This is a genomic window from Streptomyces sp. NPDC003027, from assembly GCF_053591435.1.
Genome location: NZ_JBSFTU010000017.1, coordinates 64,895 through 80,413 on the forward strand (window position 1 = coordinate 64,895; position 15,519 = coordinate 80,413).

Genomic DNA, 15,519 nt, shown 5'->3' on the forward strand with positions numbered 1-15,519 from the left:
TTTCTCGCCAGCCCGAGGGCGTGCACGTCCCCGATCCTGTACTCATGCACACCGACACCGAGCGCTGCGTACGGGCCGTCCGGTCGAAGGACGCCCGCTTCGACGGCGTCTTCTTCACCGCGGTCCTGACCACCCGGATCTACTGCCGCCCCAGCTGCCCGGTCGTGCCGCCCAAGGCCGAGAACATGGTCTTCCACCCCAGCGCCGCCTCCTGCCAGCGCGCCGGGTTCCGCGCCTGCAAGCGCTGCCGCCCCGACACCAGCCCCGGCTCCCCGGAGTGGAACGTCCGCGCCGACGCCGTCGCCCGCGCCATGCGCCTCATCCAGGACGGCGTCGTCGACCGCGAGGGCGTGCCCGGACTCGCCGCCCGGCTCGGCTACTCCACCCGCCAGATCGAGCGCCAGCTCCTCGCCGAACTGGGAGCCGGACCGCTGGCCCTGGCCCGCGCCCAGCGCGCCCAGACCGCCCGGCTGCTCATCGAGACCACCGCGATGCCCATGGCCGAGATCGCCTTCGCGGCCGGATTCGCCTCGATCCGCACCTTCAACGACACCGTCCGCGAGGTCTTCGCCCTCGCCCCCGGAGAGCTGCGCGCCCGGGCGGCCCGCTCCTCAGGCCCCGACCGGGCGGCCCCCGGGGTGATCGCGCTGCGGCTGCCGTTCCGCACTCCCCTCAACCCCTCGAACCTCTTCGGCCACCTCGCCGCGACCGCCGTGCCCGGTGTCGAGGAGTGGCGGGGCGGCGCCTACCGCAGGACGCTCCGCCTCCCGCACGGCCACGGCATCGTCTCCCTGGCCCCGCGCCCCGACCACATCGCCTGCCGGCTCTCCCTCACCGACCCGCGCGATCTCACCCTCGCCATCAGCCGCTGCCGCTGGATGCTCGACCTCGACGCGGACCCGGTCGCGGTCGACGAGCAGCTGCGGACCGACCCGCTGCTCGCGCCGCTGGTCGACGGGGCGCCCGGGCGGCGGGTGCCGCGGACCGTCGACGCCGCCGAGTTCGCGGTACGCGCCGTGCTCGGCCAGCAGGTCTCCACCGCCGCCGCCCGCACCCACGCCGCCCGCCTGGTCACCGCGCACGGAACCCCCGTCGAGGACCCCGAAGGCGGACTCACCCACCTCTTCCCCACCCCCGAGGCGCTGGCGGGTCTCGACCCCGAGGCGCTCGCGCTGCCCCGCAGCCGCCGCACCACCCTCCTCACCCTGGTGGAGGCGCTCGCCGACGGCTCCCTGCGCCTCGGCCCGGCCAGCGACTGGGAGGAGGCCCGCGCCCGGCTCCTCGCGCTGCCCGGCTTCGGGCCCTGGACCACCGAGGTCATCGCGATGCGCGGGCTGGGCGACCCCGACGCCTTCCTCCCCGGCGACCTCGGCGTCCGCCGCGCCGCCCAGGGCCTCGGCCTGCCGTCGACACCGGCCGCGCTGACCGCCCGCGCCGCGCACTGGCGGCCCTGGCGCGCGTACGCCGTGCAGTACCTCTGGGCCACCGACAGCCACCCGATCAACCATCTCCCCGCGTAAGGAAGCCATCGAGCCATGCCGACCGTCCAGCACATGGTCGTGGACAGTCCGTACGACGCGCTGACCCTGGTCGCCGTCGACGGCGTCCTCAGCCGTATCCACATGACCGACCAGCGCCACCGCCCGACCGAGGAGGCCTTCGGCGCTCGCGACCCCCGCCCCTTCGGCGAGGTGATCCGCCAGCTCGACGCGTACTTCGCCGGCGAACTCACCGCGTTCGACCTGCCGTTGAAGCTGATCGGCACCCCGTTCCAGCTGCGGGTGTGGGAGCAGCTGTGCCGCATCCCGTACGGCGAGACCCGTACGTACGGCGAGCTGGCCGAAGCCCTCGGCAACCCGGCCGCCTCCCGCGCGGTGGGCCTGGCCAACGGCAGGAACCCGGTCTCCATCGTCGTGCCCTGCCACCGCGTGATCGGCGCGAGCGGCTCCCTGACCGGCTACGGCGGCGGCCTGGACCGCAAGCAGCGCCTGCTCGCCTTCGAGTCCGGCACCGAGCCGGACACGCTGTTCCCGGTCGCGTCCCTAGGAGCTCCTCCTACGGGCTAACCCCGCAGGCGGGTGAGGAGCGCGGGCAGCGAGGTCCCGATCGGCTCGCGCACGATCTCGTCGGCGATCTCGTCGTACGGGGTGGGCTCGGCGTTCACGATGATCAGCCGGGCCCCGTGCTCGGCGGCGATCCCCGCGAGCGAGGCCGCCGGCCGGACCTGGAGGCTGGTGCCGACCGCCACGAACACCTCGGCGGCCTTCGCGATCGCCACCGCCTCACCCAGGACGACCGGGTCGAGCCGCTGCCCGAACATCACCGTGGCCGACTTCAGGATCCCGCCGCACGCCAGGCACTTCGGATCGTCCTCGCCGGCCCTCACCCGCTCCAGAGCCTCGTCCATGGCGGAACGGGCCCCGCACCCGGTGCACACCACCGACCGCGCGCTGCCGTGGAGTTCGAGGACCTTGCGCGCCGGCACCCCGGCGATCTGGTGCAGCCCGTCGACGTTCTGCGTGATGACCCGGACCGGGTTCCCGCTCCGCTCGAACGCGGCGACGGCCCGGTGCGCGGCGTTCGGCTCGGCGCGCAGCACCGGCCCGTCCAGCCGCATCCGCCACGACCGGCGCCGGATGTCAGGATCGGCCATGTAGTGCTCGTAGGTGGCGAGCTTCTCGGCCTCGGGGTCCCGCGTCCACAGGCCGTCGGGACCCCGGTAGTCCGGGATGCCGGAGTCCGTGGAGATCCCGGCTCCGCTGAGGATGGCGACCATGGTCATACCGCGACCCTAGGACGCCGACCGGGCCTGCCGCGAACGGAATAGCGGGTGCTAGGTTCCCGCCATGGCAAAGGTGAACATCGCGCTCGACGCCGAACTCGTCGTCGAGGTCATGGTCTTGGCGGGCGTGAGCGACCCGCGGGACGCGGTCGAGGCCGTCGTCCGCGACTACATCGCCCGCGGTCACCGCACCGAGGCGCGCGTCGAACCGCGCGACGACACCCGCCGCAGGGGTGATCTCACGCCCCCCGAGACCCCGCAGGCCTGAACCGATGCGAAGGACACCCCGCCGAGCGGCCCGGATCGCCGTCCTCGCCCCCGACGGCTCCGTCTTCCTCTTCCGCTACGACAACGAGGAGGTCGGCGTCCACTGGGCCATGCCGGGAGGCGGGCTCGAACCGGGAGAGGACCCCCGCGAGGGGGCCGTGCGCGAGCTGCGCGAGGAGACCGGCTGGGAGGGGATCGTGCCGGGCGGGCTGCTCTGCACCTGGGAGCACGACTTCACCCGCGCCGGGGTCCCCGTCCGGCAGCACGAGCACATCTACGTGGCGTACGGGCCGCGCCGCCGGCCCGTCGGCGATCTCGCCGCCGCGCACGCCGAGGACCGGATCCAGCACGGGCGCTGGTGGCGCCCCGAGGAGCTGGCCGCCGCCGAGGAGGCCCTCTGGCCGCCGGACCTGGCCCGGCTGCTCGCGGACTTCACCGCCTCGGCCGACCGCTCCCGTGCCGTGCCCGGTCCGCGGAGCTGACCCGCCCCTCCACAAGGTCCCCTGCGGGCCCGACGGGCGGGCTCCGCGCCCATCCCGCCCCCCTATGGTGCGGAATATCGGCTCATCAGGGGGTGGCACGCCCTCTCGCGCTCCGGATAGGGTCGGCCTCGGCGCGACTCCTGTTCGAAAGCAAGGGATGCAAGGTGACGGACGGAGCAGCAACTGAGGCCGCACGGGGACGAGCACACGTGCTCGTCGCGGCCGACAAGTTCAAGGGTTCGCTCACGGCCGTACAGGTCGCGGAGCGGGTCACGGCGGGACTGCGACGGGTCGTCCCGGAGCTGGAGGTGGAGACGCTTCCCGTCGCGGACGGCGGCGACGGCACGGTCGCGGCCGCGGTGGCGGCCGGTTTCGAACGCCGTGAGGTACGGGTGACCGGACCGCTCGGCGAGCCGGTGACGGCGGCGTTCGCGCTGCGCGGCACGACGGCGGTCGTGGAGATGGCGGAGGCGTCCGGCCTCCAGCTGCTCCCGCGGGGCGTCTTCGCGCCGCTGACCGCCACCACGTACGGGTCCGGCGAGCTGCTGCGGGCCGCGCTGGACGCGGGCGCGACGACGATCGTCTTCGGCGTCGGCGGCAGCGCCACGACGGACGGCGGGGCCGGCATGCTGGCCGCGCTCGGCGCGGTCTTCCTGGACGCCGCCGGTGAGCCCGTCGCCCCCGGCGGCGGCCCGCTGAAGGATCTCGCCACGGCCGACCTGTCCGGTCTCGACCCCCGGTTCGCCTCGGTCGACCTGGTGCTGGCCAGCGACGTCGACAACCCGCTGACCGGCCCGAAGGGCGCGCCGGCGGTCTACGGCCCGCAGAAGGGCGCGTCCCCCGAGGACGTCGAGACCCTGGACGCGGCGCTCGCGCACTTCGTCACCGTCCTGGAGAAGGCCATCGGCCCCAAGGCGTCGGAGTGCGCGCTCGCCCCGGGCGCCGGCGGCGCGGGCGGCATCGGGTACGGCGCGCTGGTGGGCCTGGACGCGAGCTTCCGTCCCGGGATCGAGCTGATGCTCGACGTCCTCGGTTTCGCCCCCGCCCTGGAGCGGGCCACTCTCGTCATCACCGGCGAGGGCTCCCTCGACCAGCAGACCCTCCACGGCAAGGCCCCGGCCGGCGTCGCCGCCGCGGCCCGGGCGGCCGGCAAGGAGGTCGTCGCGGTCTGCGGCCGCCTCGCCCTCGCCCCCGAGGCGCTGGGCACGGCCGGCATCCGCCGCGCCTATCCGCTCACGGACCTGGAGCCGGACACGGCGAAGTGCATCGCAGAGGCGGGCCCGCTCCTCGAAAAGGTCGCGGCGAACATCGCCCGCGACTTCCTGGCGTAGGCCCGGCGCCCTGGAGTACACCGGCGGCGAAGCCGCCCCCTAGGGGGCGGCTTGCCGGCCCGGCCCGCTACCCCGCCGTCAGGCGGAAGGCGTCCAGGGCCAGGGTCATCTCCGTCAGATCCCGCGGGCGGGACAGCGACCGCGACGTGAGCTGTTCCAGCCGGCGCAGCCGGTTGAAGACCGTGTTGCGGTGGCAGTACAGCCGGCCCGCCGCCCGGCCCGCCGAGCCCTCGCAGTCCAGCCACACGTCCAGGGTCTCCAGCAGGATCGCCCGGTCCGCCGGATCGAGTTCCAGGAGCCCGCCCAGCACGTCCGATATCAGCAGCCCCGCCATCTCCGGCTGGCCGACCACCAGCGCCCCCGCCATCCGGCGGTCCAGGCGGACGATCTCGTGGGACTCCGGCGGACACGTCCGCAGGGCGAGCTCCGCGAGGCGACGGGCGCGGCCCAGCTCGGCGAGCCCGGTGACCACCGGGCTGATCCCGCCGGGCCCCGGACAGCGGCCCGCCAGAAGCTCGGAAAGCGCGTCCAGACCCGTGCCCTCCGCCAGCGACACCACGCCGATCTCGCAGTCCGCCCGCATCCGCCACAGGAACCGCACCCCGGCCCCCTGCACCCGCCGGTGGAACGGCTCGGGCACATCCCGGCGGTCGTAGCGCAGCACCACCACCGCGTACCGCCCGTGCTCCGGCAGGTCCAGGCCGGCCGCTGCCCGCGACACCACCTCCGGCGTCCGCTGCCCCTGCAACAGCGCGTCGAGGAGCGCCTGCAGCTGCTCGTCCGTACGCCGCCGCAGCTCAAGCTCCGTCGCCCGGTACGCCTCCGACGCCGTGTCCGCCTGCGCGTCCACCGCGTGCCACACCATGGTCGCCGACTGCATCAGCGCCGTCAGCTGCGCCGGATCCTCCGCCGCACCCTCGATCAGCGCGTCCCACACCAGATGCCCGGCCTGACGGTACGAGTGCACCACCAGCTCCAGCGGCATCCCCTGCTCCGCCCGCAGCCGGCCCGTCTCGTCGGCGTGCTCCAGATCCCGCCGGGGCGAGTCGCGGGGCGCCGAGATCATCTCGATCCCGATCCGCATCGCCTCGTGGGCCTCCTGCCAGTGCTGGTCGTACGGCACGATCCGGCCGTACGCCGGCTCGTACTCGTGCAGTTCCCTCAGATGCTCGTCCACCAGCTCGGGCAACCGTTCCAGCAGTGCCGTGCACGCCTGTGCCAGCAGCTTCCAGTCATCGCCGGTCCGTGGTCTGCGCCGTCCCATGACCGGAGGATGCCATCCTTCCGCCCCATCCCACAGGCCCCTGACACGCACTGTTGTGCCCGTGCACAACCCGCCGCCGCGCCCGCTGGTCACCGGCAGCGTTTCGGCCGCCGGGCGTGGACGGGCGGCCCCGGCGGTGCTGGGGTGAGCGCCACGAAACAGGCCACGGAATCCGAACAGGTCGCGGAAACGAGCACGCCGCGAAACGGAAAGCCCGGGAAACCGGACGACCCGGACACCGGACGCGCCACGGAGACCGGGCACGCCACGGAAGGGGAGCCATGGGAGGTACCGCACTCGCCCTCGAGGTCGCGGACCTGTCGGCGGGATACGGACCGGTGCGCGCACTGCGCCGGGTGTCACTCGACGTACCGGAGGGCAGCGTCGTCACCGTCCTCGGCGGCAACGGCGCCGGAAAGTCCACGCTGCTGCGCGCGGTCTCGCGCACACTGTCGTTCCACGGCGGCGCCGTCGTCTCCGGCACGGTGCGCTTCGGCGGCCGCGAACTCGGCGCGCTCGCACCCGACCGCGTCGTCGCCGCCGGGGTCTCGCAGGTGCCGGAGGGACGCCAGGTTTTCGCCCGGATGACGGTCGAGGACAATCTGCGCGCCGGAGCGCTGGGCGCGCGCGGTGACCGCGCCGCGAAGAGCGCGGCCCTCGAACGGGTCCACGAACTCTTCCCGGTCCTCAAGGAACGCGCCCACCAGCGAGCCGGGCTGCTCTCGGGCGGCGAACAGCAGATGCTCGCCGTCGGCCGCGCCCTGATGGCCGCTCCCAGGCTGCTCCTCCTCGATGAGCCCTCGCTCGGCCTCGCGCCGCTGATGGCCGCCCGCATCGCCGACACGATCCGGGAGATCAACGCCCAGGGCACGGCGGTCCTGCTCGTCGAACAGAACGCGGCGCTCGCGCTGCGCCTCGCCTCACGGGCGTACGTCCTGGAGGTCGGCGAGGTCACCCTCTCCGGACCGGCCGACGAACTCGCCGCCTCCGACGAGGTGCGCCGCCGCTATCTGGGCGTCGTCGACGAGACCGCGGCCGCCGACGCGGCGGGCGCGAACACGACGCACCCGGTGCTGTCCCGCTGGGAGGAGACGCGATGAGCGCGACTGCCGTGCCCGCCCTCGACGTCCGCGACGTCACCGTCCGGTTCGCCGGACTCACCGCGCTCGACTCCGTCGGCTTCACCGTCCGGCCCGGTACCGTCCACGCCGTCATCGGCCCCAACGGCGCCGGCAAGTCCACCTGCTTCAACGTGCTCTCCGGGGTCTACAAGGCCACCTCCGGCTCCGTCCGCTTCGGGGACCACGAGCTCACCGGACTGCCCCCGCACAGGATCGCGGACCTCGGGGTCGCCCGCATCTTCCAGAACCTCGCGCTGCCGCCCCGCGCCACCGTCGAGGACAGCCTGATGCTCGGCCGCCACCGGCTGACCCGGACCGGATTCGTCGCCGCCGGGCTCCGGCTGCCGTCCGCCGCCCGGGAGGACGCCCGCCACCGGGCCCGCGTCCGCGAGATCGCCGCGTTCGTCGGCCTGGAACGGCAGCTGGGGCAGCCCGCGGGCTCCCTCCCGTACGGGCAGCAGAAGCTCGCCGAACTCGCCCGCGCCCTGTGCATGGAGCCCCGGCTGCTCCTCCTCGACGAGCCCGTCGCCGGCATGACCGCCGACGAGCGCCGCCGTACCGCCGCCGTCATCGCCGGCGTACGCGACAGCCTCGGGATCTCCATCGTCCTTGTCGAGCACGACATGGGGGTGGTGATGCGGCTCGCCGACTCCGTCACCGTCCTCGACTTCGGCCGCCGCATCGCCGACGGCGTCCCCGCGGACGTACAGAACGACCCGGCGGTCGTCCGCGCCTACCTCGGAGAGGAGACCACCGAGTGACCACGTTCGCCGAACTCCTGCTCAACGGCGTCTCGTTGGGCTCCATCTACGCCCTCATCGCCCTCGGCTTCGTGGTGATCTTCCGAGCCACCGAGGTCGTCAACTTCGCCCATGCCTCCCTCCTCCTCGCCGGCGGGTACTTCACCGCCGTCCTGCACGACGAGATCGGCTTCTGGCCGGCGCTGCTCGCCGGCATCGCCGGCGCCGCCCTGGTCGGCGCGGCCGTCGAGTTCCTCGTCATGCGCCGCTACCGGGGCTCCGACCACAGCGTCCTCGCCATCGTCACCATCGGCGTCGACATCCTGCTCGCCACCGAACTGACCCGCCGCATCGGCACCGACATCCTCTCGCTCGGCGACCCGTGGGGCGACGCCGTCGTCACCCTCGGCCCGGTCTCGATCGCCCAGACCCGGATCGCCGCCTTCCTCGCGGCCGCCCTGCTGATCACCGCCTTCCTGCTGGCCTTCCGCCACACCTCCTGGGGCGTCGCCATGCGCGCCGCCGCCGAGAACCAGGAGACCGCGGCGCTGATGGGCATCCGCCTCGGCCGGGTCTCGATCGGCGCCTGGGCCGTCGCCGGCGGACTCGCCGCCGTCGCCGCGCTCTTCCTCACCGTCTTCCCGACCCCCGGCCTGGAGCGCTCCACCTCGTTCGCCGCGATGAAGGCCTTCCCGGCCGCGATCCTCGGCGGCCTGGACTCCACCACGGGCGCCCTCGTCGGCGGCCTTCTCGTCGGCGTCACCGAGTCCCTCGCCACCGGCTACCAGGGCGACCTGACCTTCCTCGGCCGGGGCATCGGCGACCTGGCGCCGTACCTGGTGATGGTCGCGGTGCTGCTGATCCGCCCCGCCGGACTCTTCGGTACGAAGGAGCTGGCCCGTGTCTGATCTCCTCGCCCGGCCCGTCGCCGCCCGCGCCGCCCTCACCCGGCCGCGCACCTGGGTCTGGGCCGCCGCCGGTCTCGTCCTCGCCGCCTTCCCCTTCTATCTGGACCGCTTCTGGCTCCAGGCCGGGCTGTTCGCCATGGCCGCCGCCATCGGTGCCATCGGCATCAACCTGCTGACCGGCGCCACCGGCCAGCTCTCCATGGGCCACGCCTTCTTCCTCGCCGTCGGCGCCTACGGCTACTGCGCCTTCGCCGGCGACGGCAGGGACGGCCTCGCCGGACTCGGGCTGCCCGGCTGGCTCGCCGCCGTCCTCGCCGTGGCGCTCGCGGGCCTGGCGGGGGGCGTGTTCAGCCCGATCGCCGGCCGGCTACGGGGCGCGTACCTCGGTATCGCCACCCTCGCGCTGATCTTCATCGGCCAGCATGTGCTCTTCAACGCGCATGACCTGACCGGAGGTTTCAACGGCCGGGCGGTCCCCCCGCTCACTCTCTTCGGCCTCACCTTCGACGACAGCGAACTCCTCGTCGCCGACGTGCCGTTCGGCTCCGCCGAGAAACTCTGGTACGTGGGTCTCGTCCTGCTCCTCGGGGGCGCGCTGTTCGCCCGCGGGGTGCTGCGCGGCCGCCCCGGCCGCGCCATGAACGCCATCCGGGACCACCGGATCGCGGCGGGCGTCATGGGCATCCCCGTGGCCCGCTACCGGGCCGCCGTCTTCGTCCTGTCCTCCATGTACGCGGGACTCGCCGGCGTCCTCCTCGCGCTGGTCTTCCAGCGCACCGTGCCGGAGTACTTCGGCATGATGCTCTCCCTCGAATACCTGGCCATGATCGTCATCGGCGGTCTCGGCTCGGTCGCCGGAGCGGTGGTCGGGGGCGTCTTCGTCTCCCTCCTGCCGCAGCTCCTCAACCGGTACAGCGACGCGCTCCCCCTGGTCTCCGCCCCCGGGACGGGCGGGATCGCACCGGGGGAGGCCGCCCGCTATCTCTACGGCGCCGCCGTCGTCGCGGTGGTGCTCTTCCTGCCCGGCGGCCTGGTCCGGCTGGCCGCACGGCGCACCAAGCAACCCTCGCGTTCCACGCAATCCTCAGGGGAGAACCGATGAACCACCGACGACAGGCCGTGCGGGGCCTGACCGCCGCACTCGCCGTCCTGGTCGCGCTCACGGCGGCCGGATGCAGTTCCAAGGCCAAGAGCGGCGACGACCGGGGCACCGGCGCGGACGGGGTGAAGGCCGGCGCGGGCGTCACCGACAAGACCATCGCGATCGGCGCCCTCACCGACATGACCGGTGTCTACGCCACGCTCGGCAAGAGCGTCACGCAGGCGCAGCAGCTGTACGTCAAGCAGGCCAACGCGGCCGGCGGGATCTGCGGCCGGCAACTGGAACTGACGGTCCGCGACCACGGCTACGACCCGCAGAAGGCGCTGTCGGCGTACACCGAGCTGGAGCCGAAGGTCGTCGGCTACGCCCAGTTCATCGGCTCCCCGTTCGTCGCCGCCGTCAAGCAGCGCGTCGACGGCCAGGACAAGGGGCTCGTGCTGCCGCAGGCGTGGTCGGCGTCGCTGCTCGGCTCCCCGTACATCCGGGTCCTCGGCGCCACGTACGACGTGGAGACGATCAACGCGGTCGACTTCCTGGTGACGGAGAAGGGCCTGAAGCGGGGCGACAAGCTCGGCCATGTCTACTTCGAGGGCGACTACGGCGAGAACGCGCTCGCCGGCTCGAAGCACGCCGCGGAGAAGGCCGGGCTCACGGTCGTCGAGCAGAAGATCAAGCCCACCGACAACGACATGTCGGCGCAGGTCGCGGCGCTCAAGCAGGCGGGCGTCAAGGGCATCGTCATCAGCGCCGGCCCCCGTCAGGCGGCCTCGCTGGTCGGTGTCGCGGCGGCGACCAGGCTCCAGGTGCCGATCGTCGGCAACAACTCGGCGTTCGCCCCGCAGCTCCTCGGCACCCAGGCCGGACCGGCCCTGGAGAAGATGTACTGGTTCGCCTCTCCCAGCCTCCCGATCGGCGCGGACACCCCCGCCGCGAAGAAGCTCGTGACCGACTACAAGGCCGCCTATCCGAACGACAGCCTCGACAACGGCATCGTCGCCGGCTGGACGGCGGCGAGCGTCTTCGGCGAGGCCCTGAAGAAGGCGTGCGCGGACAAGGACCTCACGCGGGAGGGCATCGGCAAGGCGCTGCTCACGCTCGACGCCCATGACGCGGGCTTCGGCATGACGCACGACCTGAGCGACCCGAAGGCCCCCTCGTCCCGCGAGTCCGTCATCATCCAGCCGGACAAGAACGTCCCCGGCGGCATGCGCACGGTCCGCGAGCCCTTCGTCTCCGACGCGGCGAAGACCTTCACCCCGAAGGCGGGCTGAACCGGGGGCGCCACCCGGCTCTGACCGGGCTCACCCCTCCTGGCGGGCGAAGCCGTCGCGCCAGGAGGGGTGAGCCGGTGTCCAGCCCCGGGCCCGCCCGGGGCGTACCAGGTGCCCGGGCCGTAGAGGATCCCGTACCGCAACGCCACCGCGTCGGGTCACCTGCCCGCAACAACCGTGTGTGAGGCTCAGGCCATGAGCGACAACTTCACGCCCCGCCCCGCCACCGCCGACCACGCCCGGATCGAGCGGCTCGACGCCGACCGGCTCCGCACCCACGCGCCCGGCGGCCTCGCCGCGCTGCTCGTCGACGCGGTCGACGGCGGAGCCTCCCTGGGCTTCCTGGCCCCTCTGGAACCGGCCGAGGCGGCCGCCTGGTGGCTCAGTGTCGCCGAGGAGGCCCGGCAGGGGCTGCGGGACGTCTGGGCGGCCCACGGGCCGGCGGGGGAGGTCCTGGGGGCGGTCACCCTTGTCCGCACCGACAAGCCGAACGGTCGGCACCGCGGCGAGATCGCCCGGCTGATCGTCCACCGGGGGGCCCGGGGCCAGGGCCTGGGCGCCCGCCTGCTCGCCGCGGCGGAGGCCCACGCCAGGGAGGCGGGGCTGAGCCTGCTCGTCCTGGACACCCAGACCGACAGCCCCGCCGAGGGCCTCTACCGCAAGGCGGGCTGGACGCCGGCCGGGATCATCCCCGACTTCGCCGCCGACCCCACGGGGGTCCTGCGCCCCACCACGCTGTACTACAAGCGGCTCGGAGCATGACGGCATGAAGAAGGGCCCGGACGCGACATCTCGCGTCCGGGCCCTTCACGTCCGACGACTACGGCAGCTGCGCCGCCTCCGCCTGTCGCGCCTCCCGGCTCTCGCGCCGGTTGCCGCGGAAGGTGTTCACCCGGCGGGCCGTCGCGAAGAGGGGGATCACGGCGCCCATCACGACCTGCAGCGCGCACCCGGTCTGGAGCAGGAACTGCCCGCCCGGCGCGTCGAAGGCCCATGCCGCCAGCATGCCCATGGCGCCGACGATCCAGGCGAGCATCGCCACCGCGAGGACACCCCGCGGCTTGGGGTACTCGACCCGGCTCACCATCAGCCACGCCACTCCGATGATCGCGAGCAGCGTCGGGACGAACGGCAGCTCAAGCAGGACGATCGAGACGACCGTCAGCGCGCCGAAGGGGCTCGGCATGCCCTGGAACATGCCGTCCTTCATGGTCACGCACGAGAATCTCGCCAGCCGCAGCACCACCGCGAGGAGCACGGCGACCGCGGCCACCGCGGAGACCTTCTGCTGCGCGCCGTCCGGGACCGCGACCATCCCGTACACGAGCACGAAGTACGCCGGAGCCAGACCGAAGCTGATCAGGTCCGAGAGGTTGTCGAGCTCGGCGCCCATGGGGGAGGAGCGCAGCTTGCGCGCCACGATGCCGTCGAAGAGGTCGAAGATCGCCGCGCACAGCATGAGGATCACGGCGGTGGCGGCGCTGTTGCGCGCCATGCCGGTCTCGGCGCTGCCCGTGAGGTGCGGGATGAGGATGCCGGTGGTGGTGAAGTACACCGCCATGAATCCGCACGTCGCGTTACCGAGCGTGAGGGCGTCCGCTATGGACAGCCTCAGCGACAGCGGCATCTCCTCGGCCTCGTCGGCACCGTCCGCCTCCGCGTCGGCGACCCAGTCGCCGGCCCGAGTGTCCGGATCAATCACGGTCAATGCGAGTCACCCCCGCGGTCGTGGTCTGACCGACCTCGACGGCGACGTCCACACCTTCCGGAAGGTAGATGTCGACGCGCGACCCGAAGCGGATCAGACCGATGCGCTCGCCCTGCTCGACCTTCGTCCCCTGCGGGATGTACGGCACGATGCGGCGGGCCACGGCCCCCGCGATCTGCACCATCTCGATGTCACCGAGCTCGGTGTCGAAGTGCCAGACAACGCGCTCGTTGTTCTCGCTCTCCTTGTTGAACGCCGGGACGAACCCGCCGGGGATGTGCTCCACGGACGTCACCGTGCCGGCCAGCGGCGCGCGGTTGACGTGGACGTTCAGCGGGCTCATGAAGATGGCGACCCGGGTCCGGCCGTCCTTCCACGGCATGATGCTCTGCACCACACCGTCGGCGGGCGAGATGACCCGGCCCTGAGCGATCTCGCGCTCGGGGTCGCGGAAGAACCACAGCATGCCCGCCGCCAGGGCGGTGGTGGGCACGGCGACAGCGGCCCAGCGCCCGGACCGGCGGGCCCGGGTCAGGCTGAGCGCCGCGGTGGCGACGGTCGGCAGAAGCCACGGCGATGCTCCGCGCGCGAGGCGTACGCCAGCGAGGCTGTCGCGAGGTGCAGAGGTTTGGCTGTGGGGCATGGATGACCTTCGTAGCGGATGATGCCGCACGGGCAACGGGGACGGCGGCTTTCCGGCGATGCTATCGGTTGCGAGCCGCAACTGGGCAAGCCAGAAGCCGAGTCGGTCGGCCGGAAACCCTTGGCAAACGCTGTCAGGGTGTGATCTTCTTCGCGGCCGAACCGACCCGAAAGCGACAATCAACCCTGGAAGCGGTACTCCTCGAGCAGCCGGCGACCGATGATCATTTTCTGGATCTCGGCGGTACCTTCACCGATGAGCAGCATCGGCGCCTCGCGGTAGAGGCGCTCGATCTCGTACTCCTTGGAGAACCCGTATCCACCGTGGATACGGAAGGCGTCCTCGACGACTTCCTTGCAGTACTCGGAGGCGAGGTACTTCGCCATCCCTGCTTCGAGATCGTTTCGTTCCCCGGAGTCCTTTTTGCGCGCTGCGTTCACCATCATGGCATGAGCGGCTTCCACCTTGGTAGCCATTTCGGCCAACTTGAACTGAATCGCCTGGTGCTGGGCGATCGGCTTGCCGAAGGTGTGGCGCTGCTGGGCGTACGAGACGCCCAGTTCGAAGGCACGCTGTGCGACGCCGCAACCACGGGCCGCGACGTTCACCCGCCCGACCTCGACACCGTCCATCATCTGGTAGAAGCCCCGGCCGGTGGTGCCGCCGAGGACGCGATTGGCCGGAATGCGCAGTCCATCCATGATGAGCTCGGTGGTGTCGACCCCCTTGTAGCCCATCTTGTCGATCTTCCCGGGGATGGTGAGGCCGGGGCGGACCTCACCGAAGCCGGGCTCCTTCTCGACGAGGAAGGTCGTCATCGACTTGTGGGGGGCGGTCCCCTCGGGGTGTCCTTCGTCACTTCGGACGAGAACGGCGACCAGCGTTGACGTACCGCCGTTCGTCAGCCACATCTTCTGGCCGTTCAGGACGTACTCGTCGCCGTCCTTGACCGCCTTGGAGGTGATGGCCGACACATCCGAGCCGAGGGCCGGCTCCGACATCGAGAAGGCGCCGCGCGTCTCGCCGGCCGCCATCCGCGGAAGGAAGTACTCCTTCTGCTCCTGGGTGCCGTGCTGCTTGAGCATGTACGCCACGATGAAGTGGGTGTTGATGATGCCGGAGACCGACATCCAGCCGCGGGCGATCTCCTCCACGCACAGCGCGTAGGTGAGCAGCGACTCACCCAGGCCCCCGTACTCCTCGGGGATCATCAGACCGAAGACACCGAGTTCCTTGAGCCCGTCGACGATCTGCTGCGGGTACTCGTCGCGGTGCTCCAGCTCCGTCGCGACCGGGATGATCTCCTTGTCGACGAAGTCCCGGACCGTGGCGAGGATCTCCTGCTGCACATCGGTCAGACCGTGGGTCTGGGCGAGTCGCGCCATGACTACTTCCCCTGTTCCTTCGGCTCGGGCCGGCCCGGCTGCTCGCCGCCGCGCTCCTTGATGTACGTCTCCGTGGGGACCATCACCTTGCGGCGGAAGACGCACACGAGGGTGCCGTCCTGCTTGTAGCCCTTGGTCTCGACGTAGACGATCCCGCGGTCGCTCTTCGACTTCGACGGCGTCTTGTCGAGGACCGTGGTCTCGCCGTAGATGGTGTCGCCGTGGAAGGTCGGCGCGACATGGCGCAGCGACTCGATCTCCAGGTTGGCGATCGCCTTGCCCGAGACGTCCGGGACGGACATGCCGAGCAGCAGCGAGTAGATGTAGTTGCCGACGACGACGTTCCTCTTGAAGTCCGTCGTGTTCTCCGCGTAATTCACATCCATGTGCAGCGGGTGGTGATTCATCGTCAGCAGACAGAAGAGGTGGTCGTCGTATTCGGTGACCGTCTTCCCGGGCCAGTGCTTGTAGACGGCACCGACCTCGAACTCTTCGTACGTACGGCCGAACTGCAT

General features: G+C 72.1%; 17 protein-coding genes. 11 read left to right on the plus strand and 6 right to left on the minus strand.

Annotated features, from left to right (window positions below; all coding sequences use genetic code 11):
* The first annotated feature begins 44 nt into the window (after positions 1–44).
* Both ACWDX6_RS14885 and ACWDX6_RS14890 read left to right on the plus strand, forming a co-directional pair.
* Positions 45–1,520 (plus strand): AlkA N-terminal domain-containing protein, encoded by a 1,476-nt coding sequence (locus ACWDX6_RS14885; RefSeq protein WP_451485343.1) that lies wholly within the window; start codon positions 45–47, stop codon positions 1,518–1,520.
* 15 nt (positions 1,521–1,535) lie between these two features.
* Entirely contained in the window at positions 1,536–2,066 is a 531-nt protein-coding gene (locus tag ACWDX6_RS14890) for a methylated-DNA--[protein]-cysteine S-methyltransferase (RefSeq protein WP_451485344.1), read from the plus strand.
* Here ACWDX6_RS14890 and ACWDX6_RS14895 read toward each other — a convergent pair.
* Positions 2,063–2,782, minus strand: coding sequence for an SIR2 family NAD-dependent protein deacylase (locus ACWDX6_RS14895; protein ID WP_451485345.1), 720 nt, complete (start codon positions 2,780–2,782; stop codon positions 2,063–2,065). The genes ACWDX6_RS14890 and ACWDX6_RS14895 overlap by 4 nt on opposite strands.
* Before the next feature lie 64 nt (positions 2,783–2,846).
* Between ACWDX6_RS14895 and ACWDX6_RS14900 the strand changes: the two genes are divergently transcribed.
* The 3 genes from ACWDX6_RS14900 to ACWDX6_RS14910 all read left to right on the plus strand — a co-directional run bounded on the left by ACWDX6_RS14900 (position 2,847) and on the right by ACWDX6_RS14910 (position 4,862).
* Positions 2,847–3,050 (plus strand): type II toxin-antitoxin system VapB family antitoxin, encoded by a 204-nt coding sequence (locus tag ACWDX6_RS14900; RefSeq protein ID WP_451485346.1) that lies wholly within the window; start codon positions 2,847–2,849, stop codon positions 3,048–3,050.
* Positions 3,051–3,054: 4 nt separating this feature from the next.
* A complete protein-coding gene (locus ACWDX6_RS14905; protein ID WP_451485347.1) occupies positions 3,055–3,531 on the plus strand; it encodes an NUDIX hydrolase in 477 nt (158 codons plus the stop codon).
* 164 nt (positions 3,532–3,695) lie between these two features.
* Positions 3,696–4,862 (plus strand): glycerate kinase, encoded by a 1,167-nt coding sequence (locus ACWDX6_RS14910; protein ID WP_451485348.1) that lies wholly within the window; start codon positions 3,696–3,698, stop codon positions 4,860–4,862.
* A 67-nt stretch (positions 4,863–4,929) separates the two neighbouring features.
* On the opposite strand, the gene ACWDX6_RS14915 is transcribed toward ACWDX6_RS14910, so the two are convergent.
* Positions 4,930–6,126 (minus strand): PucR family transcriptional regulator, encoded by a 1,197-nt coding sequence (locus ACWDX6_RS14915; protein WP_451485349.1) that lies wholly within the window; start codon positions 6,124–6,126, stop codon positions 4,930–4,932.
* Between the two features lie 281 nt (positions 6,127–6,407).
* Between ACWDX6_RS14915 and ACWDX6_RS14920 the strand changes: the two genes are divergently transcribed.
* The 6 genes from ACWDX6_RS14920 to ACWDX6_RS14945 all read left to right on the plus strand — a co-directional run bounded on the left by ACWDX6_RS14920 (position 6,408) and on the right by ACWDX6_RS14945 (position 12,030).
* Positions 6,408–7,226: an ABC transporter ATP-binding protein gene (locus tag ACWDX6_RS14920; RefSeq protein ID WP_451485350.1), complete on the plus strand. Its 819-nt coding sequence runs from the start codon at positions 6,408–6,410 to the stop codon at positions 7,224–7,226.
* Positions 7,223–8,008 (plus strand): ABC transporter ATP-binding protein, encoded by a 786-nt coding sequence (locus ACWDX6_RS14925; protein ID WP_451485351.1) that lies wholly within the window; start codon positions 7,223–7,225, stop codon positions 8,006–8,008. The genes ACWDX6_RS14920 and ACWDX6_RS14925 overlap by 4 nt, the downstream gene beginning before the upstream one ends.
* Entirely contained in the window at positions 8,005–8,895 is an 891-nt protein-coding gene (locus ACWDX6_RS14930) for a branched-chain amino acid ABC transporter permease (protein WP_451485352.1), read from the plus strand. Before ACWDX6_RS14925 ends, ACWDX6_RS14930 begins: the two co-directional genes overlap by 4 nt.
* Positions 8,888–9,997, plus strand: a complete 1,110-nt coding sequence (locus tag ACWDX6_RS14935; protein ID WP_451485353.1) for a branched-chain amino acid ABC transporter permease — start codon at positions 8,888–8,890, stop codon at positions 9,995–9,997. The genes ACWDX6_RS14930 and ACWDX6_RS14935 overlap by 8 nt, the downstream gene beginning before the upstream one ends.
* Positions 9,994–11,268, plus strand: coding sequence for an ABC transporter substrate-binding protein (locus ACWDX6_RS14940; RefSeq protein ID WP_451485354.1), 1,275 nt, complete (start codon positions 9,994–9,996; stop codon positions 11,266–11,268). The genes ACWDX6_RS14935 and ACWDX6_RS14940 overlap by 4 nt, the downstream gene beginning before the upstream one ends.
* Before the next feature lie 195 nt (positions 11,269–11,463).
* Complete coding sequence (locus ACWDX6_RS14945) at positions 11,464–12,030, plus strand: GNAT family N-acetyltransferase (protein WP_451485355.1); 567 nt, start codon at positions 11,464–11,466, stop codon at positions 12,028–12,030.
* A gap of 58 nt (positions 12,031–12,088) precedes the next feature.
* Here the strand turns inward: ACWDX6_RS14945 and pssA are convergent, their stop codons facing one another.
* From pssA to ACWDX6_RS14965, 4 genes are all read right to left on the minus strand, one after another.
* Positions 12,089–12,970 carry a CDP-diacylglycerol--serine O-phosphatidyltransferase gene (gene pssA, locus ACWDX6_RS14950; protein ID WP_451485393.1) on the minus strand — a complete coding sequence of 294 codons (882 nt, stop codon included), beginning with the start codon at positions 12,968–12,970 and terminating at the stop codon, positions 12,089–12,091.
* Positions 12,963–13,619 carry a phosphatidylserine decarboxylase gene (locus tag ACWDX6_RS14955; RefSeq protein WP_391135563.1) on the minus strand — a complete coding sequence of 219 codons (657 nt, stop codon included), beginning with the start codon at positions 13,617–13,619 and terminating at the stop codon, positions 12,963–12,965. Before ACWDX6_RS14955 ends, pssA begins: the two co-directional genes overlap by 8 nt.
* A 179-nt stretch (positions 13,620–13,798) precedes the next feature.
* A complete protein-coding gene (locus ACWDX6_RS14960; RefSeq protein WP_356889543.1) occupies positions 13,799–15,004 on the minus strand; it encodes an acyl-CoA dehydrogenase family protein in 1,206 nt (401 codons plus the stop codon).
* 2 nt (positions 15,005–15,006) lie between these two features.
* Positions 15,007–15,519, minus strand: a complete 513-nt coding sequence (locus ACWDX6_RS14965; RefSeq protein ID WP_451485356.1) for a MaoC family dehydratase — start codon at positions 15,517–15,519, stop codon at positions 15,007–15,009.